At 61.4% G+C, this 18,494-nt stretch carries 20 protein-coding genes and 1 tRNA gene; 15 read left to right on the top strand and 6 right to left on the bottom strand.

The window, feature by feature from the left end:
• Both Q0687_RS18505 and Q0687_RS18500 read left to right on the top strand, forming a co-directional pair.
• The gene (locus Q0687_RS18505; protein WP_298879414.1) at positions 1-273 is read left to right on the top strand and encodes a DUF5985 family protein; all 273 of its coding nucleotides are present in this window, start codon (positions 1-3) and stop codon (positions 271-273) included.
• Between the two features lie 481 nt (positions 274-754).
• The gene (locus Q0687_RS18500; RefSeq protein WP_298879411.1) at positions 755-994 is read left to right on the top strand and encodes a hypothetical protein; all 240 of its coding nucleotides are present in this window, start codon (positions 755-757) and stop codon (positions 992-994) included.
• Between the two features lie 95 nt (positions 995-1,089).
• On the opposite strand, the gene Q0687_RS18495 is transcribed toward Q0687_RS18500, so the two are convergent.
• The 3 genes from Q0687_RS18495 to nhaA form a co-directional block, all read right to left on the bottom strand.
• On the bottom strand, positions 1,090-1,929 hold the full coding sequence (locus Q0687_RS18495) for a DUF4118 domain-containing protein (RefSeq protein WP_298879409.1): 840 nt from the start codon (positions 1,927-1,929) through the stop codon (positions 1,090-1,092).
• A 254-nt stretch (positions 1,930-2,183) separates the two neighbouring features.
• Positions 2,184-2,417, bottom strand: a complete 234-nt coding sequence (locus tag Q0687_RS18490) for a hypothetical protein (protein WP_298879407.1) — start codon at positions 2,415-2,417, stop codon at positions 2,184-2,186.
• A gap of 11 nt (positions 2,418-2,428) precedes the next feature.
• Complete coding sequence (gene nhaA, locus Q0687_RS18485; RefSeq protein WP_298879405.1) at positions 2,429-3,769, bottom strand: Na+/H+ antiporter NhaA; 1,341 nt, start codon at positions 3,767-3,769, stop codon at positions 2,429-2,431.
• Positions 3,770-4,269: 500 nt separating this feature from the next.
• On the opposite strand from nhaA, the gene Q0687_RS18480 reads away from it, so the two are divergent.
• Positions 4,270-4,374, top strand: a tRNA-Ser gene (locus Q0687_RS18480).
• Positions 4,375-4,546: 172 nt separating this feature from the next.
• Here Q0687_RS18480 and Q0687_RS18475 read toward each other — a convergent pair.
• Positions 4,547-5,527 (bottom strand): LysR family transcriptional regulator, encoded by a 981-nt coding sequence (locus Q0687_RS18475; protein ID WP_298879403.1) that lies wholly within the window; start codon positions 5,525-5,527, stop codon positions 4,547-4,549.
• A gap of 102 nt (positions 5,528-5,629) precedes the next feature.
• Here Q0687_RS18475 and Q0687_RS18470 point away from each other — a divergent pair, with 102 nt between their 5' ends.
• The 12 genes from Q0687_RS18470 (at position 5,630) to Q0687_RS18415 (ending at position 14,951) form a co-directional block, all read left to right on the top strand.
• Positions 5,630-6,574, top strand: a complete 945-nt coding sequence (locus Q0687_RS18470) for a ketopantoate reductase family protein (protein ID WP_298879401.1) — start codon at positions 5,630-5,632, stop codon at positions 6,572-6,574.
• A gap of 4 nt (positions 6,575-6,578) precedes the next feature.
• A complete protein-coding gene (locus Q0687_RS18465) occupies positions 6,579-6,965 on the top strand; it encodes a VOC family protein (protein ID WP_298879398.1) in 387 nt (128 codons plus the stop codon).
• A gap of 12 nt (positions 6,966-6,977) precedes the next feature.
• Entirely contained in the window at positions 6,978-7,448 is a 471-nt protein-coding gene (locus tag Q0687_RS18460; protein WP_298879395.1) for a MaoC/PaaZ C-terminal domain-containing protein, read from the top strand.
• Positions 7,445-8,671: a CoA transferase gene (locus Q0687_RS18455; protein WP_298879393.1), complete on the top strand. Its 1,227-nt coding sequence runs from the start codon at positions 7,445-7,447 to the stop codon at positions 8,669-8,671. Before Q0687_RS18460 ends, Q0687_RS18455 begins: the two co-directional genes overlap by 4 nt.
• A gap of 3 nt (positions 8,672-8,674) precedes the next feature.
• Positions 8,675-9,502, top strand: a complete 828-nt coding sequence (gene aroE / locus Q0687_RS18450; RefSeq protein ID WP_298879391.1) for a shikimate dehydrogenase — start codon at positions 8,675-8,677, stop codon at positions 9,500-9,502.
• A gap of 15 nt (positions 9,503-9,517) precedes the next feature.
• On the top strand, positions 9,518-10,372 hold the full coding sequence (locus Q0687_RS18445) for a shikimate dehydrogenase (protein WP_298879388.1): 855 nt from the start codon (positions 9,518-9,520) through the stop codon (positions 10,370-10,372).
• A gap of 50 nt (positions 10,373-10,422) precedes the next feature.
• On the top strand, positions 10,423-11,091 hold the full coding sequence (locus Q0687_RS18440; protein WP_298879385.1) for an amino acid ABC transporter permease: 669 nt from the start codon (positions 10,423-10,425) through the stop codon (positions 11,089-11,091).
• A gap of 12 nt (positions 11,092-11,103) precedes the next feature.
• Positions 11,104-11,760 carry an amino acid ABC transporter permease gene (locus tag Q0687_RS18435; protein WP_084805020.1) on the top strand — a complete coding sequence of 219 codons (657 nt, stop codon included), beginning with the start codon at positions 11,104-11,106 and terminating at the stop codon, positions 11,758-11,760.
• A gap of 51 nt (positions 11,761-11,811) precedes the next feature.
• Positions 11,812-12,639, top strand: coding sequence for a transporter substrate-binding domain-containing protein (locus Q0687_RS18430; protein ID WP_298879377.1), 828 nt, complete (start codon positions 11,812-11,814; stop codon positions 12,637-12,639).
• Between the two features lie 61 nt (positions 12,640-12,700).
• Complete coding sequence (locus Q0687_RS18425; RefSeq protein ID WP_298879374.1) at positions 12,701-13,447, top strand: amino acid ABC transporter ATP-binding protein; 747 nt, start codon at positions 12,701-12,703, stop codon at positions 13,445-13,447.
• A 13-nt stretch (positions 13,448-13,460) separates the two neighbouring features.
• Positions 13,461-13,910 (top strand): type II 3-dehydroquinate dehydratase, encoded by a 450-nt coding sequence (gene aroQ / locus Q0687_RS18420; protein ID WP_298879371.1) that lies wholly within the window; start codon positions 13,461-13,463, stop codon positions 13,908-13,910.
• 6 nt (positions 13,911-13,916) lie between these two features.
• Positions 13,917-14,951 (top strand): Gfo/Idh/MocA family oxidoreductase, encoded by a 1,035-nt coding sequence (locus tag Q0687_RS18415; RefSeq protein WP_298879368.1) that lies wholly within the window; start codon positions 13,917-13,919, stop codon positions 14,949-14,951.
• A 109-nt stretch (positions 14,952-15,060) separates the two neighbouring features.
• On the opposite strand, the gene Q0687_RS18410 is transcribed toward Q0687_RS18415, so the two are convergent.
• Together Q0687_RS18410 and Q0687_RS18405 are read right to left on the bottom strand one after the other, a co-directional pair.
• Complete coding sequence (locus Q0687_RS18410; protein ID WP_298879364.1) at positions 15,061-17,601, bottom strand: branched-chain amino acid ABC transporter ATP-binding protein/permease; 2,541 nt, start codon at positions 17,599-17,601, stop codon at positions 15,061-15,063.
• Positions 17,598-18,473: a branched-chain amino acid ABC transporter permease gene (locus Q0687_RS18405; RefSeq protein WP_298879361.1), complete on the bottom strand. Its 876-nt coding sequence runs from the start codon at positions 18,471-18,473 to the stop codon at positions 17,598-17,600. Before Q0687_RS18405 ends, Q0687_RS18410 begins: the two co-directional genes overlap by 4 nt.
• Between the last annotated feature and the right edge of the window lie 21 nt (positions 18,474-18,494).

Below are 18,494 nucleotides of genomic sequence, written 5' to 3'. Positions count from 1 at the left end.
ATGGAGCACGTCGCGGACATTCTGGCTGGCGCCGCAGTGATGGCATCGCTTGCGGTTGCTGGGTTCTTCGCTAAGTTCTGGCGCCGTACGCGGGATTCTCTCTTTTTGTTGTTTGCGGCGGCATTCGCGATCGATGCGCTAGCGCGTCTTGTGTTGAGTGCGGTTCGGGTCTCCGATACGGCCGAGCCCATCTATTACCTGCCGCGTCTCGTCATGTTCGGCCTGATTGCGATTGCGATCGCCCGCAAGAATGCGCCAGGTAAGGGTGGATAGCTGGCGGTGCTGCGGCCGCATGCGGGAATGCTAGCCACAAACCCTGTACGATGCCGTACCCACTGGGGGCTTCGGTTCGCTTTAGCGATTGCTCCATGCCGAACCAGTAAGGAATATTGCGGATTGGGGGAGGGGCTTATGAACGAATCAAATCAATCCGTGCTGCAGGTTCCACAAAGCCATTGCGTATTCTGCACGCTTAAAACGCCGCATGTACATGAGCGGTTGGCAATCAATGGAAAGCAGGTCGTGCGCTCGCTCTGTCTCATGTGCAAAAGAGAGCAGCCCAAAGAAAGATACGATACCTGATCCAGCCACGATTGCCAGTTATGTGAAGCCTGCGAGCCTGCCTAATGTGAGAGATGGTGCAGTCCCCTCTAAGAGGGCTCGGCGGCAGCATGTCCTCAGCATGGTATGGAATGCGACAGCGACCTTTAGCATCCTGTTAGATGTTTCGAGGCGGGCGGAAAGGAGCGGCCGTATGAGTGCTATTAGAAATGTTTTGGACGAGCACGAAGGTCGCGTAGCGGCCATTACCGCGATAGCGATCGAAGCCAGAGCTCTCGTCTTGAGCGAGAGCGCGGATGAGCCAACGTCAGCAGCTAATCCGAACGCGGAAAAGCTGGTTTACGCCAGGGCTTTCCAGGCTTGGGCGGATGGTGCAATTGAAGGAACCGCGGAAGATATATTCGAGAGCGTAGAAGAGGTGCTGGATGCCTAGAGTGGGATCAACGTGACGAAGACCTTCGATCAGAGTTCGACATTCTTGAATGAGTGTCACGTGATCGACTTCGTGACGAAGCAGGCAATACCCGTCTAACGTGGGATATCCTCGTCCCAACCTTGCAGACGATCGAGCGCCAGTGCCAAAACACTCGCCACGATCTCAACTGGTGCATCCGGCCTCAAGGGACGTTCATCCCTATCGAACGCGACACCAATAACTGCGCTTTGACGTTGGCCCCTCTGCACTGGCCAGTAGTCAAATCGCGAGGTCAGGTTCGGATAGACGCCGCTACGTACGACAGATCCATCCTCAAGGCACAAGAGCGCCGCTTCCAATTCTTCCTTGTGGGGGGCGAGCACACCTGTTCGTATGATGGAAACCACGCTACCTTGCCTGATCATCATCACAACCGCGGGAGCGTGAAAGATCGTTGCCAGAGCCTTACACGTGATCGAGAGGATCGTGTCTACGTTGTCGGCCGTCAAGACATCGCGGCTGTAGCTCTGCAACAGAGCCAACTGTCTTTGTGATCTTGCCGCTTCGACCGCTCTTCGGGCAGAAGTAAATGCAACACCACTCGTTATGAGGCCGACCAGGAACAACAGCCCGATTGCCCAGATATTTGACGGATCATCGACAGTCAGCGAATAGCGGGGTTCCGTGAGAAAGAAATTGTAGGCTGTGGCCCCTACGACCGCGGAACACAGCGAAGGGCCCAAGCCGAGCCAAACGCCGGCGATAATTACCGGTACGACGAATACCAGGGACAGGTTCGGTATAAGCACCTGACGGTCTACGATGATCGCCACAGCCGTCGCAATTGCCGTCATCACGATTGAAGCGAGGTAGCGCATCCACGCCGATGCCAGCAGATCGGTGTCGGTCGGCCGGGCGCTGTTCGATTGTATATTCGACTCGAAATCGGTCACGTTTTTCGGCTCCCATGCCACTCGAGCCTTGGTCAGACAGGTGTATTCAAGAAAAAGTGGTGCGCGGATATTTAAAATCGATAGCGGAAGGCTACCGAAAATATAGGAATCTCATAAAGATCGACGATCGGTGATCATGCGCGCTTCCTCACGCGACGCCAACAAACTCCGATATGCGCCCACCTCCACCAGCGGCGAAAAGGCGAATATCGGGCGAAGTCGCAAAAGGACGTTTTGCCGTCGCCGACCAGACGTCAGATTTCGCCGTTCTGGGTCGAAACCAACCGAATAAAGGCAGGGCCGTCTACATTGGCGCTAACATAGTCCTGCGCGGCCGAGATGAGAGTTTCTACGGCCGATTGATTGTAGGAGGGATGCTTCGGATTCAGGTGCAAGCCAGTTTCGATGATCATCACTTGGGAAATCCCGGAAGGGAGAATCTCAAGGGCGAATGATACGAAGGATGCGTGCGGAGCTTTGAAAGCCATGTGAGCCGCCTTCACTGGCGACGAACGTAGACGACGCCCCAGCCAAGGCCCAGCGAGGCAGCGACAAGCGAACCAAGGAGCACGCCCAACTTCGCCGCCCTCAGTAATTCCTGATCGGAGAAGGCGAGCATCGTGATGAAGATCGACATGGTAAAACCGATCCCGGCCAGAAGGCCGACCAGGCAGACGCCACCCCACGAAACTCCGGGAGCAAGGCGACACCAGCCCAGCCGTACCGCAACCCAGGTCGCTCCGACCACGCCAAGAGGTTTCCCCGCGACCAGCGCAAGCGCGGCGCCTAACATGACCAGCCCGCCTGCAACGGAGAGATCAGTGCTTGTCAAGCTGACGCCTGCATTGGCCAACGCGAAGATCGGCATGATGCCGTAAGCCACCCACGGGTGCATCGCCATCTGTACCCGCGACACCGGAGGCAATATCTCGCGATGCGCGACACGAAGATCTCGCAGCGGTTGCTCCAACCGGTGCGGATCCCCTGTCTTCACCGCATCGCTGCTTCGCAACTGCGTGAGCACGCGCGAGACCATCTCCAGTGGCGGCTCCCGCATCGGTATGGCGCGCGCCGGAGTTATCAACCCGAGCACGACACCCGCAAGGGTCGGATGGATCCCCGCCACCATGAACCCAATCCAAACCAAAGAACCGGGCAGCACGTAAAGGGGTGCAGAACCGATCCCGATCCGCTGAAACCCCAAGGCCGCGAGAACGCCGATCGAGGCGATAACGAAGCCGCCAAGCTGAAGACCGGCGGTGTAGAAAAAGGCGATGATCAGAACCGCAATGATGTCGTCGATAATCGCCAGAGCAAGCAGGAAGACTCGCACATTGGCCGGGATCTTGCGTCCGAGCAGCGCAAGGACCCCGACGGCAAATGCGATGTCGGTCGCGGTCGGCACGGCCCAGCCCTGCCCTCGAGCCGGATCGCTGTTGAGGCTGAGATAGATGAGCGCAGGAACGATAACGCCGCCCATCGCAGCGATCAACGGCAGAACGGCTTGGTCGAGCTTGCTGAGGGCGCCCTCATGAATCTCGCGCCGAATTTCCATGCCCACAACGAGGAAGAAGACGGTCATCAGCGCGTCGTTGACCCAGAAATGCACCGATCGGGAAAAGACGTATTCCCCGAAGCCCATCGTAAGCGGCAGGTTCCAGAAGGCGTGATAGCTATGGGCGAAGGGAGAGTTAGCCCAAATCAGGGCAGCGGTGGCAGCAGCAAGAAGCACGGCGCCGCTGACAGCTTCGACGTGCAGGAACCGATGAAGGGTGCCGAAGGCCTGTTCCGCTAGCCGCTGGGCTTTCGGCAGTTCGTCGAACGAAGGGCGGTCGTTCATAGGGCACACGCTTTCCGCGTGGCGGCCCGACCATCGCTTTACCTGTCGCCGCTCAATGCGGCGAGCACCCGAGCGCTGTTATACATTGTGATGTTAGCTATGCAACCTTGCCAGCATCGGGCAGAGCATGCTCGCACGCATATGGACATTGAGATCCAGCGCTCAGCTTCCCCGCGCATGCTTGAGGCTGAGACTCGTTGTATCGGCCTAACGGAACCTCAGTCGTGACATAAAGGCCAATCGGCACTCTGCGAGTTTCAGCGTATTGCTTACTCACTCGAACGAGGCGCCGGCCTCGAGCTCACCGCAAGTGCATGTATCGCACTGTAAAGTAAGGGAAACTGGCGCACCCGACACGATTCGAACGTGTGACCTTTACCTTCGGAGGACAGGGGTGCGATGCGACGGATCTCGGATCACGTACTTTCGGTCGGACGGATAGTTCGGAGTAACAGGCTGTGCAGCGAAGTACGATGATCGTGCGACCAATGCCCGTATTCGGTCGGATAAGCCCAGTGGTGCGACCAGCAAGTCATTGATTTTTATCAGTCCAGGGCTGACTCTTAATCAGCGGGTCCCAGGTTCGAGCCCTGGTGCGCCCACCATTTAAAGCCCTTGGTTTCCAAGCCATTCGCGGCGAAGTCGCCGAGAACAAAATCGGTCTCGTGCGACGTTTTTCGATTCATGGCCTCGCGGCCAGAATTCTGCGCGACTTCTGCTTTGTTTCGACATCTTCGCCCCTTCGGTACGGCGCGTAGATCCTCTTGCTCGTCTCCATTACGACTGCAAATGGCGTGGCCGTCGCTTCTTTGGCCGACTGGAACGATGTAGACCCCGCACTTCCTGCTGTTGAAAAAGCTCTGCGCAGAGACCACGCAACCATTGGCTGGCGGGGTCGTGATGGAAACGGGCGTGCCAATATTGCTTCACCGTGAACCCCGCGATTGCCAGTGGGCTGTCGAGCACGCGCAGCCCATAGTAGTGAGCCAGCGTTTCGCCGATGTGCCGAGGAAGGGTGGCGATCAGGTCAGTTGTCCCGACGATTGCGGGTAACCCCAAGAAGCCCGGCAGCTCGAGCGCAACATCAATGACCATTCGCTGCTCGTTGAGAGCGTCCGCGAGCAATTGATGTCCGGTGCCGGAGCGAATGACGACGTGCGCCTCACGCCTAAAATCCCTTGTAGTGATGCGGTCGCGTATCCGGGCGTGATTTGCGTTCGCCAAGCAGACCCAATCCTGCGGAAACAGTGCCTGCTGGAAGTGCCCGGCGTCGAGGTCCGAGATGTAGCCGAGTGCCAGATCGGCTTCGCCTGACTGCAGCATTCGCGGGGTATCGGCGCCGATCTGCATGGCCTCGATACGAACGCCAGGGGCCACGCGACGGACGTGGCCCAGAATGGACGGAAGCAGCGTGACGTGGCTTCCATCTGTCATGCAAATGGCAAAACGGCGCTTTGCGGTCGTCGGATCAAAGTCGGTGCGAAGCTCCGCCAGGCGACGCAGCATCTCCAACGCCTGCCTCGCCGTGCCGATGAGGGCCTCGGCGCGCGGCGTCGGCAGCATTCCCTCTGCCGACCGGATGAAGAGCGGATCGTCCAGTTCCTTTCGCAGGCGCGCCAGCCAAATCGAAATGGTCGGCTGACTTTGACCGAGCTTCGCGGCTGCTTTGGTGACGCTGCCCGTCGAGAACAATGCGTCAAAGAGCCGGAGCAGGCGCGGGTCGAGCAGGTTGGTCTCGGCGTAATCCTGGCGCTTCATTGCCAATCGCAATAATGAGTATAGGGATCATAGCATATCCAAATATTAGGCGAACTGCTACCACGCTTCCGACGCCAAAAATGGCGCGGGAGAAACGTTCGGATGAGGATCTGCTTTATCGGAGCGGGGGCCTTGGGCTCAACCATCGGCGGCACGCTGGCGCGCGGTGGTGCCGAGGTTTGGTTGATCGATCCGTTTCAGGCTCATGTCGACGCGATCAACGCTCGTGGTCTACGGATGCTCGAAGGGGAGGCCGAGACCGTTGTGAAGGTCTCTGCCTGCACCTCCGCGACGGAGGTCGGAATGGTTGCGGACCTCGTCATTGTCCTCGTCAAATCCTACGACACGCGGGATGCCATCCGCGCAGCAGCGCCGATCATCGGACCGCAGACCGTTGTGATGTCGCTTCAAAACGGTCTTGGTCACGAGGACATCCTTTCCGAGGAAGTTGGTCGTGATCAAGTCATGGCGGGCAAAACCTATGTTGGCGGCGTGCTGCTCGGCCCTGGTCATGTTCGCTCCGGGGTCATCGGCAAGGAAACCATCATCGGTGAGCTCGATGGACGCTTGACGGAACGCGCACGGCGAATTTCAGAGACCTTCAATCGTGCCGGCATTCTCACGCAGCTCAGCGATAACATCCTGGGCACGATCTGGGACAAGCTGTTCATCAACGTCGCCGGAGGAGGAATCACCGCGGTTACCGGGCTGACGTATGGTGGCCTCTATTCCCTACCGATCCTGGAGGAGTGTGCGCTGGCCGCAATCTCGGAGAGCATCGCGGTTGCACGGGCTGCCGGCGTCAAGATCTCGATTGCGGATCCGCGGCGTGCCTGGACGATGGCGTCTGACGGATTGCCGCCCGAGTTCAAGACGTCGATGTTGCAGAGCCTGCAGTCCGGCAATCTGACCGAGGTCGATTACATTCACGGCTCCGTCGTGCGCTGGGGCGCCAAGCTCAACGTCCCTACCCCCGTCAACTCGACCCTCGTCGCATTGGTCAAAGGGCTTGAATACGCCCGCAGCGAATATCCGGGAAAGACCTGAGACGATGTCATTGCCCCGCGCTTATGTCGAACACGTCGCGATCCGTGTGCCGGACGTTGACCGTCACGTCGACTTCTTTCGCGAAGTGCTTGGTCTTGCCGTTCGCGACGAGCAACCCGCCGATGGCGCGCGACCGCGCCAGGTATGGGTGCTCGGAAGCGTGCAGCTCATCGAAGATCCTGACTTTGTCGGACCTGAGGGGCGTCTCGCCCATCTCGGCATCATGGTCGACGATTACGACGGCGTGCTCGCCCGTGCCGCCGCCTGGGGCGCCGAGGCGCTGCCCGCGGGGCCGAACTGGCTCGCGCTGCCCGGCGGGCTCAACGTCGAAATCCTGCAAGCCAGCGCAGGTGCCGTGGAAGCGGTCCTGGCGATCAATCCACGGGCCTGAGGAACACGCAAGATGAGCGATGAGCGCTACTGGGACGATGCCAAGGTCGGTGACGAATGCGTCACGCCTTCCGTGACGGTCACCGAAGCGATGGTGAATTCCTATGCCGAACTCACGGGTGATTTCACACCGGTTCACGTCGACGAGGAATACGCCAAGACCACACCATTCGGCACGCGCGTCGCGCACGGGCTGTTTGGTCTGTCGTTGGCCGACGGTCTGAAGACCCGCGCCGATTACCGCTTCCTGCCGGGAATGTCGCTGGGCTGGACGTGGGATTTCAAGCTGCCGATCAAGCTCGGCGATACCGTGCATGTGAAGTTCCGCGTCGGTTCGATGCGCGCCACCAAGCGGGAAGGTTGGGGCATCGTGGTGCTGCCCTCCGAGTTGATCAATCAGCGCGGCGAAGTGGTGCAGCTCGGCGAGCATCGGCTGATGATTCCGATGCGCCCAAAGACCGGTGTCGCAGGAGAGCGGGCATGAGCGCACAAGATCTGCCGCTCAAAGGCATTCGCGTCATCGACTACAGCCATTTTCTCGCAGGCCCGTTCATGGGCCGTTGCCTCGCCGCGATGGGCGCGGAAGTCATCAAGGTGGAGCGTCCCAGGGAAGGCGATGCGGGCCGCGCCCATGGCTATTTCAAGGACGGACAATCCGGCTACTTCCTGCAGCAGAACATGGGTAAGCAGGGCCTGTGTATCGACCTGCGCGACAGGCGCGGTCTCGACATGATGCTGAAGCTGGTCGACAGGGCCGACGTCTTCATCGAAAACTACCGCCCCGGCGCGCTCGAGCGCCTCGGGCTGGGTTACAAGGCGCTGTCGGCGCGGAATCCCAAACTGATCTACTGCTCCGTCTCCGCCTATGGCCATACCGGCCCTTATGCCGACCGTCCGGGCTTCGGCCTGATCGCAGAGGCGATGTCGGGCGCCCTGGCGCAGCTGGGCTCTCCCGGCGAAGCGCCGCCGCTGCTGCGGATGCCCCTGGCGGACATGTACACCGGCATTCACGGGGTGGCCGCCATCAATGCAGCGCTGGTCGGCCGCGCATCGTCTGGGCGCGGCCAGCACATCGATCTGGCGCTGTACGATTGCATGGTCTCGATGCACGACTATGCGGTTCAGCGTTACTTCCTCTCCGAGGGGAGCGACCTGCCGAAGCAGACGGGCAGCGGGCAGCCGGACTCGACCGTCTACGGGGTCTTTCCGGCCAAGGACGGGAATCTTGTCATCGCCGCGCAAGTCGATGATGCGTGGCGGCGATTGGCGAGCCTGATCGGGGGAGCCGCGTTGGCATCCGACGAGCGCTTCGCCACGCCTGCTGCGCGGAACGCCCATTATGCCGAAGCCATGGAGATCGTACGCGCCTGGACGCTGTCGCAGCCAACTCGGGATGCCTGTCTTGCGGCACTCGAGCAAGCAGGTGTTCCCTCCGCTCCCGTGCAGACCATCGAAGAGGTCGTGAAGGATCCGCAGATCCACGCGCGTGGCATGCTGGTCGAGCAGGAGCATCCCGTGCTCGGCAAGGTGACGCTGCCGAACCTGCCGTTCCGCTTCTCCGACTGCGACACCACGGTGCGCACGCCGGCGCCACTGCTCGGCCAGGACAACCGACGTATTGCCGCCTCGCTCGGACTGTCGGCCGAGGTCGTCGAAGCGATGGTGCGCGATGGCGTGCTCTACAACGAAGCTGCTGTGCAGGAGTGAGCCATGAGCGATCGCTATGCGGTGATTGGCAACCCGATCGGCTTCAGCAAATCACCTCTCATCCACGGGACTTTCGCGAACATGACGGGGCAGGACCTGGTCTATGAAGCGATCGAGGGCCCTCTCAATGGCTTCGGCGAACGGGTTGACCAATTCCGGACTGATGGCGCCAAGGGGCTGAACATCACCGCGCCGTTCAAGCTCGATGCCTTCGACTATGCAAACGAGCTTTCAGAGAGCGCCGAACGAGCTGGCGCCGTAAACTGTCTGAAGTTCGTCGGCGATCGGATCATTGGCGAAAACTTCGACGGGATCGGCCTGGTGCGGGACATCACGGTCAACCTCGGCGTCAAGATGGCCGGTCGGCGCGTCCTGATGCTCGGCGCTGGGGGCGCAGCGCGTGGCGCGCTGCTGCCGTTCCTGCGCCAGGAGCCGTCTGAACTCGTTCTCGTCAACCGGACGCTGTCGAAAGCGGTGGCCCTGGCCGAAGAGTTCGCCGGCTGTGGTCCCCTGATCGTCAGCGGCTATGCTGAACTGGCCGATCTTGCCGAGGGCTATGACGTCGTGGTCAACGCGACGTCGGCCAGCCTGCGCGGTGAAATGCCGCCACTTCCAGGCAATGTCTTCCGCGGTGCGGAGCTTGCCTATGAACTTGCCTACGGCAAGGGACTAACTCCCTTTCTGCAAGCGGCCCGCGGCGAAGGCGTAGCCAAGCTGGCCGATGGCGTCGGCATGCTGGTCGAGCAGGCGGCAGAAGCTTTTGCCTGGTGGCGCGGCCTTCGACCGAGCACGGCTCAGCTCATCGCCGAGCTGACGGTCCCTTTGAGCTGACGGGCGATGCCGAGCATGCACCAGAAGTCCAGCTTTCTCGTCGGCCTGATTGGTAGCGGCATCGCCGCGTCCCGCACTCCGCCGATGCACGAAGCGGCTGCTGACGCCGCCGGCATCCGCTATCTCTACAGGAAGATTGATCTGACCGAATTGAAACTTGGTGCCGAAGCGCTGCCGGAATTGCTGACGGCGGCAAAGCGGATGGGCTTTGACGGGCTGAACGTAACCCATCCCTGCAAGCAGGCGATCCTTCCGCTCCTGGACGAGCTTTCGCCCGACGCCGAGGCGCTCGGCGCCGTAAATACTGTGGTCATCAGGAACGGTCGAATGACCGGCCACAACACGGATTGGTTCGGTTTTGCCGAGAACTTTCGCCGCAACATGCAAGGTGCACCACTCGGTCGGGTCGTTCAATTCGGCGCGGGCGGCGCAGGCGCCGCGGTCGCGTTCGCACTCATGAAGCTTGGCGTGCAGGAACTAACCATTGTCGACGTCGACTTGGCCAAGGCGCAGAGTCTGGTGGATAGCTTGTCCCCCCGATTTGCGGAAGGACGCTTGCGGGTCGGCCAGAATGTCGCTGCGGACGTCGCTGCCGCCGACGGAATCGTCAACGCGACGCCGATCGGCATGGACAAATATCCGGGAACGCCGCTGCCGACAGGTCTGCTGCGTCGCGATCTGTGGGTCGCCGAGATCGTCTACTTCCCACTGGACACCGCACTGCTTCGGGCGGCACGTGCCCTCGGCTGCCGCACCGTCGATGGCGGCGGCATGGCGATCTTCCAGGGCACCGAAGCATTCCGCCTGTTCACCGGCATTGCACCCGATCCAGACATCTTCTTCACCACCTTCGCATCCTTGGGAGGGTGACGTCAGGCCGATGGGCGAGCGGCACGCACAACGCCCGAGAGGAACGCAAGATGGGCTACACGCTCGATTTCTCTGTGGTTTGGCACGCGATGCCAGCCCTGCTGTGGGGCTGTGTGGGCACGTTGGGCTTGGCGCTTGCCGGAATGACGCTCGCGATGGTGATCGGTGTCGTCGGCGTCGCGGCACGCGATTCGAAAGCGGTCTGGTTGCGGGCCATCGTGATCGGCTTCGTCGAGATCGTCCGCAATACACCTTTCCTGGTGCAGATTTTCTTTCTGTTCTTCGCCCTGCCGCTCATCGGGTTGAAGCTCAATCCAACCGCTACCGCCATTATCGCACTCGGTGTCAATGGCGGCGCCTACGCCATCGAAATCATCCGCGGCGGGGTGCAGTCAATTCATAAAGGGCAGGTGGAGGCGGGCTACGCGCTCGGACTGCACAAGGGGCAGGTGTTCCGCTTCATCGTGCTCAAGCCCGCGCTACGCGCGATCTACCCGTCGCTCACGGGTCAGTTCATCATGCTGACGCTGACCTCGTCGATCTGCTCGGCTGTGTCCGCCTACGAACTGACGTCGGTTGCACAGCGCATCGAGAGCGACACCTTCCGCAGCTTCGAGGTCTATTTTTCCGTCACCTTCCTCTATCTCGCGATCTCCTGGCTGCTGATGCTGGGCTTTGCTGTGATCTCTCACCGCTTCTTCTCATATCCGACACGCTGAGGAGGGCAGGTCATGACACCGCATTTTGGCCTTCCTGAGTTTGGGTTCCTGTTGCGCGGGCTGCAATGGACCGTGCTGCTGACGCTGGTCGCATTCGCAGGCGGCTGCACGGCTGGGCTCGCCGTCGCCTTGCTGCGTACCTGTGGTCACAAGGGCGTGGAATGGATCACCCGCATCTACATCGGGATATTCCAAGGCACTCCGCTGCTGCTGCAGCTTTTCGTCGTGTACTACGGATTGGCGCTCACCGGGTTGAAGCTCGACGCCTTCGTCGCGGTGGCGATCGGCTTCACCGTGAATGCCTCCGCCTTCCTTGGTGAGATCTGGCGCGGCGCGATACAGGCCGTGCCGCGCGGTCAGACCGAGGCGGCGATGGCGCTTGGACTGCATTATTCGTCCCGCATGCGCGACATCGTGCTGCCCCAGGCAATCCGTATCTCGCTGCCGGCGACGATCGGCTATCTCGTGCAGCTCATCAAGGGCACGTCGCTCGCGGCCATCGTCGGCTTCATCGAACTCGCCCGCGCCGGTCAGATCGTATCGAACCAGACCTTCCAGCCGTTGCTCGTCTTCGGCGTGGTCGGCGCGATGTATTTCATCCTCTGCTGGCCACTGTCGTGGTGGGGCAGTCGGATGGAGGCCAGGCTCGCGTTGGCCAGCCAAAGGTAGGAATGGCGCACCTACTCAATCACAAACAGCCATCACCAGGAGGAGATACTCATGTTGCTTTCACCCAACCGCCGCCAGCTCGGCATCGCGCTGCTGGCATTGGCGGCTATCGCCATCGCAGGCAAATCACAGGCCGGCACCCTGGAAGACGTCAAGAAGAAGGGCGTCGTTGTTATCGGCATTCAGGGCGACAATCCTCCCTGGGGCTATGTCGATAGCTCGGGAAAACAGGATGGTATCGACGCCGACATGGGGCGCGCCTTCGCTGAATATCTCGGCGTGAAGGCGGAATTCGTGCCGCTGGCGGTGGCCAATCGCATCCCGGCGCTGACGACCGGCCGCGTCGACATTCTGTTCGCAACCATGGCCATGCTGCCGGAGCGCGCGAAGGCGGTGCAGTATTCCAAGCCGTATGTCGCCAACGAGATCACGCTTGTCGCGGCCCAGGCGACCCCGATCAACAGCAATGCCGATATGGGCAAGTACGTCATCGGCGTTCCGAGGTCCTCCACGCAGGACACCCAGGTGACCAATAGCGCTCCCGCGGGCACCGAAATCCGCCGGTTTGACGATGATGCGGCGACGATCCAGGCACTGCTCTCCGGCCAAGTGCAAGCCGTCGGCGCAAACAGCTTCTACCCGCAGCGTCTGAACGCCGCAAAGCCCGAGGCCGGCTTCGAGCCCAAGCTGCACTTCACAGCTCTGTACAATGGCGCCTGCACGCGCCTCGGAGACAAGGAGTGGAACGAGACCGCCAACAAGTTCATCGACGAGATCAAGTCGAACGGGAAACTGGCCAGCTTCTACGCCAAATGGATGAAAGCGCCCGTGCCGATCTTCCCGGACTCGGTCCCCGGCGTTCCGTTCACTGTTCAATAGCCAACGCGAGCGGCCAACGCACCATTCGCGTTGGCCGCCCTCCGATAGCGGAGCCAAATCCATGCAGGACCAGATCCTGATTGAAATGCAGGGCGTGCAGAAATGGTACGGCGGGTACCAAGCAATTCGTGATGTCAATCTCACCGTACGCAAGGGCGAGAAGATCGTGCTGTGTGGTCCGTCGGGTTCGGGCAAGTCGACGCTGATCCGCTGCATCAACCGCCTCGAGGCGATCCAGCAGGGCAGTATCGTGGTGAATGGTCATCGGCTGGATGATAGTATCAAGGCCATCGATGTCGTACGCCAGGACGTCGGCATGGTTTTTCAGAGCTTCAATCTTTTCCCGCATATGACGGTGTTGCAGAATTGCATGCTCGCACCCATTCGTGCGCGCCGCATCGGCAAGATCGAGGCAGAAGCGACCGCGCGAAGATATCTCGAGCGTGTGCGTATCGGTGACCAGGCCGAGAAGTATCCAGCTCAGCTCTCGGGCGGCCAGCAACAGCGCGTCGCGATCGCACGAGCGCTTTGCATGCAACCCAAAGTTATGCTGTTTGACGAACCGACCTCGGCGCTCGATCCCGAAATGGTCAAGGAGGTGCTAGACACGATGATAGGCCTAGCCAACGACGGCATGACCATGATTTGCGTCACCCACGAGATGGGCTTTGCCCGCCAGGTGGCTGATCGCGTCATCTTCATGGCCGAAGGCCAGATCATCGAAGAAGGGGCGCCCGAGGCTTTCTTCCGCAATCCACAACATGCTCGCACCAGGCAGTTCCTGGGTGAGATCCTTGCCCATCACTGAACGGAGTGCTTCCATGAGTCGCCTTGTCTACGTCCTGAACGGGCCAAATCTCAATTTGCTCGGCAAGCGTCAGCCCCATATCTATGGCCACGAGACGCTTGCGGATGTGGAGCGGGACTGTCGAGCCCTCGCCAAAGAGCTTGGCCTGGAGATTCGCTTTCATCAGTCCAACAGGGAATACGAGCTGATCGACTGGATCCACGAGGCGCGTGAGACGGCCGCCGGTATCGTGATGAATCCCGCCGCATTCACCCATACGTCCGTCGCCATTCTTGATGCTCTGAACACGTTTGAGGGAACGGTGATCGAGGTGCACATTTCCAACGTGCACAAGCGTGAGGAATTCCGTCATCATTCGTTTGTTTCAAAACGAGCCGATGGGGTCATCGCAGGCTTCGGCACCCAGGGCTATCTGCTCGGCTTGCGTCGTGTGGCCAAGCTGATTGATGAGAACAAGGGATAGCATCGTATGAGCTCACCGGTCCGGCTGTCGGTGATGGGAGCAGGTCTCATCGGCAAGCGACACATTGAGCACGTTCTCGCGCGGCCGGAGGCGATGCTGTCGTCGATCGTCGATCCCGCGCCCGCGGCACGAGACTTGGCGGCTTCGCTGAACGCGGACTGGTTTCCGTCTTTTCAAGACATGCTCTCCGAAAATCGGCCGGAGGGGGTGATCGTCGCCACCCCCAATCAGATGCACGTGGCCAACGGCATGAATTGCATCGCAGCTCGCATCCCCGCGCTGATCGAGAAGCCGTTAGCGGATGACGTCGTCGCTGCACGGGCGTTGGTCGAAGCCTCCGAGCGGGCGGGCGTGCCCCTGCTTACCGGCCATCATCGCCGCCACAACCCGATGATCCAGCGCGCCAAGGCGGAGATCGACAACGGCCGGCTCGGCCAGATCGTGTCGGTACATGGCATGTTCTGGCTGATCAAGCCGGGCGACTATTTCGATGTGGCGTGGCGTCGCGAAAAAGGGGCCGGGCCCGTTTTCCTGAATCTCATCCACGATGTCGACCTGCTGCGGTACCTGTGTGGGGATATCGTGGCGGTACAGGCTGCCCAATCCAATCGGCTGCGTGGAAATGCGGTTGAAGAGACAGCGGTGATCATCCTGCACTTCGCCTCCGGCGCGCTGGGAACGGTCAATGTCTCCGACACTATCCAGTCGCCTTGGAGTTGGGAATTCACGGCTGGTGAGAATCCGGCGTACAGTCATACGCAGGAGACGTGTTACCAGATTGGCGGCACGATGGCATCGCTGGCTATTCCGCAACTCGATCTATGGCATCACCCGAGCAAGGCAAGCTGGTGGGCGCCGATTGGGCGCGAGCGGCTCAGCTACGAGAAAGAAGACCCGCTTGGCCTGCAGATCGCCAATTTCTGCGCGGTTATCCGTGGTACGGCCGCGCCTGTGGTGAGCGCGCGCGAAGGGCTCAAAACCCTCGAAGTGATTGGCGCAGTCAAGCGTGCAGCGGAAACCGGAGGTCTCGTGCCGCTTTGAGACCGGAAAAGCACGGGCGTCAACGCCGGCGTATCGAGGTTGCCCAACGGCGCGTTCACCGGAGTGACGCTTCGTGATGACGTGCACGTAGTCGTGAGTTTTTGTCGTCCTACAGCCAGAGAATCTGCTTGCGATAGCCGAGATCGTTCAGCAGTGGGGCGGCCGGTCCCTGGTGGAATACGGCGCCGCGCTCCAGTGCGAAGACCCGGTCGGCGAGCGCCAGCACGAGATCGAGATTATGCTCGACGATGACGATCGACATGTGCTTGCGGAGCTGGTCGAACACTCCAAACAGCTCCAGCGTCACAGCCGGCGCGAGGCCCTCGAACGGCTCGTCGAGCAGCAGCAAGCGTACATTGCCGGACATCGCGCGGGCGACTGCGACCATCTGTTGCTCGCCGCCGGAGAGATAATCGGCCGCGATGTTCATGCGTTCCTTCAGGCGCGGGAAATAGTGCAGGATCCGCTCCTCGTCCCAGACCACACCGTCGCTGCCGTCGGTCTTGCGCGCGAGGCGGCCGAGCGCGAGGTTTTCGCGTACGGTCATCCCGGCAAACAGCCCGCGGCCCTGCGGGACATAGCCGACGCCGCGGCGAGCGATGTCGTGGGCTGGAAGTCGTGCGATGTCGCTGCCGCGATACGCGATGGTGCCTGAGGCCGCGGGCACGATTCCGGCGATGGTCTTGAGCAGCGTCGACTTGCCGGCGCCGTTGCGGCCGAGGAGTGCGACGATCTCGCCCTCGTGCACGTCGAGCGTGGCGTCGTTGAGGATGTGGCTCTTGCCGTAGAACGTGTTGACGCCGCCGAGGCGCAGCACGGTCTCGCGCGTGCCGGCGTCCTCGATGCTGCGCCGGTGTTCGACCGCGGGGATGCCCTTGCCGGTGTAGATTTCCTGGACGCGAACGTCGGCCCGCACCGCCTTGGGGCAGTCGGACATCAGGACCTCGCCCTGGTTCATTACGGTGACGACCTGCGAGAAGCCGAGCACGCGATCAATGTCGTGCTCGACGATCAGCACGGGAATGTTGGTTGCGATGTTCTTGACGAGGTTCGATACCCGCTCGCGCTCGGCCGCGGCTAGGCCCGCGAGCGGCTCGTCGAGCAGTAGCACCTGCGGCTTCGAGCCGAGCGCGATGCCGAGATCGACCAGCCGCTGCCCGCCATAGGAGAGCTCACCTCCCTCGATCTCCTCGATGCCTTCGAGGCCGAGGAACTTGACCAGTGCTGCGGTCTCGGCGTGGATGTCCTTGTAGGCGTCGATGTCGTTCCAGATGTTGAAGCGCATCGGGCGCCGCGCCTGCAGCGACAAGCGCAGGTTCTCGTAGATCGAGAGCCCGCGAAACAAATTGGTGATCTGGAACGAGCGCGCCAGTCCCTGGTGGCAGATCAGACTCGCGGGCACGCCGGCGATGTCGCGTCCCTGCAGGCGGATCGTGCCCTTATCGGGCGCGTAGAGGCCGGAGACCAGATTGAACAGCGTGGTCTTGCCAGCACCGTTAGGGCCGATCAGGGCGTGGATCTCGCCGGCGGCGACTTTGAGACTTGCATTCTCCACCGCACGGATGCCGCCGAACTTTCGCGAGACGCCGCTAACCTCGAGCAGGGTGCCTTGTCGGGCCTCCGGCAACAGGAAGTCTGGCAGCGGCAGGCCGTCATAGATCTTGCGCCGGCTCATCGCCGCTGCCTCTTCCGCGGGCGGACGGAAGCGGCGCATGACCAGCGCGCCGATGCCGACGAGACCGCCGGGCGAATACATCACGAAGGCCACGAAGGTGAGGCCGAACCAGAACAGCCAGTCCGACGTCCAGATCGAGAACAGCTCGCGGAACAGGATGAAGAACAACGCGCCGAGCGCGGGGCCGAGCAGGCTGCGCATGCCGCCGATCACGACCATCGCCAACAGCTCGCCCGCGAACGGCACCGAGACCGCTTCGGCCGAGACCAGATAGTTCAGGAACGCCATCAGCGCGCCGGCAACGCCCGTGACGACAGCCGAGATCACGAACACCGCGAGCTTGTAGCGCTCGACCGGATAGCCCTGAAAGCTCGCACGCAGCTGGTTCTCGCGGATCGCGACCAGCACATGCCCGAACGGCGAGCGCACCAAGCGCATCAGCATGTAGAGCGTTGCGAGCCCGATGACCGCGACTGCGATGTAATAATTGAGTGCTCCGTCGAAGCCGGCGGGACCGATGCCGCCGCGCTTCAGCCCGCCAAGTCCATCCTCGCCGCCGGTGAGGCTCGTCCAGCGAAAAGCGGTGGTGTAGACGAGGGCTGCGAGCGCCAGCGTCAGCAGCGAGAAATAGACACCGCGCCGACGCAGGATCAGCACGCCCGTCACCGTAGATGCGATCGCGACGACGACCATCGCCCCCAACAGCGGCAGCCAGATCTGGCCGGGGAAGACATGCAACTGGATCAAACCGGCAGCATAGGCCCCAACCCCGAACCAGGTGCTGTGGCCGAACGAGACGAGGCCGGTATAGCCGATGCAGAGGTTGAGCCCCATTGCGGCGATGGCAAGGCCGAGCATCCAGGTGCCGGTGTTGAGCGACAGGCCGAGCGCACGCAGCAGGAAGGGCAGTGTGATCACCGCGATGACCGCGATCAGCAGCGGCCGCAGGCGCTCGATTGTCGAGGCGTTCTTCATTCGAACTTCTCGATGCGTTCGCCGAGCAGGCCGCGCGGCCGCACCAGCAGCACCAGGAACATCAGGATGTAGACCGAGGCCTCGCCCGCCGCAGGCTCGAAATGGATGGCGATGCCACGCACGACGCCGACGAGAAGGGCGGCGATCACCACGCCCCAGAAACTGCCGAGCCCACCGATCACGACGACGACAAAAGCGATGGTCATGATCTCGGCGCCCATGGCGGGGTGTACCGTGGTGATCGGCGCGAAGAAGGCGCCTCCGAGCGCGGCAAGACCGACGCCGAGCATGACGATCGCGGTCATGTAGGGTTGCAGGCGAATGCCGAGCGCCGCGACCATGTCCGGCCGCTCGATGCCGGCGCGTACCACGCGCCCGAATGAAGTCTTGTGCAGCAGCAGCCAGACGCCGAGCAGTATCGCGGCGACCACGCCAAGGATCAGCAGGCGGTAGCGCGAGAACAGGAAGTCGCCGACGATGACCGAGCCGCGAAAGCTCTGCGGGATCTCGGTCGAGACGGGTGCCGCGCCCCAGATCATGCGGATCGCCTGCTCGGCGACCATCGCAAGCCCGAAGGTCACGAGCAGGCTGAGGATCGGATCGGCGGTGTAGAAGCGGCGCAGGATGAAACGCTCGAACAGGATGCCAAGCAGGGCGACCGCCAGCGGCGAGATCGCCACGGCGGTGCCGAAGCCGAGGCGGCTGGTCAGTTCGACGCAGATATAGGCGCCGAGCGCGTAGAACGCGCCATGCGCCAAATTGACGATCCCGCCGACCGAGAAGATCAGCGACAGCCCGAGCGCGATGAGCAGGTAATAGCCCCCGAGCACGAGGCCATTGACCACCTGTTCCAGCAAGAACTCGAACTGCATGTTGCGTCCTTGCCGCGAGGG

Origin of the sequence: uncultured Bradyrhizobium sp. (assembly GCF_936928535.1) — a bacterium.
Classification (GTDB): Bacteria; Pseudomonadota; Alphaproteobacteria; order Rhizobiales; family Xanthobacteraceae; genus Bradyrhizobium.
Note: the sequence above shows the minus strand (reverse complement) of the source record. Positions and strands in the feature narration are given on the sequence as shown.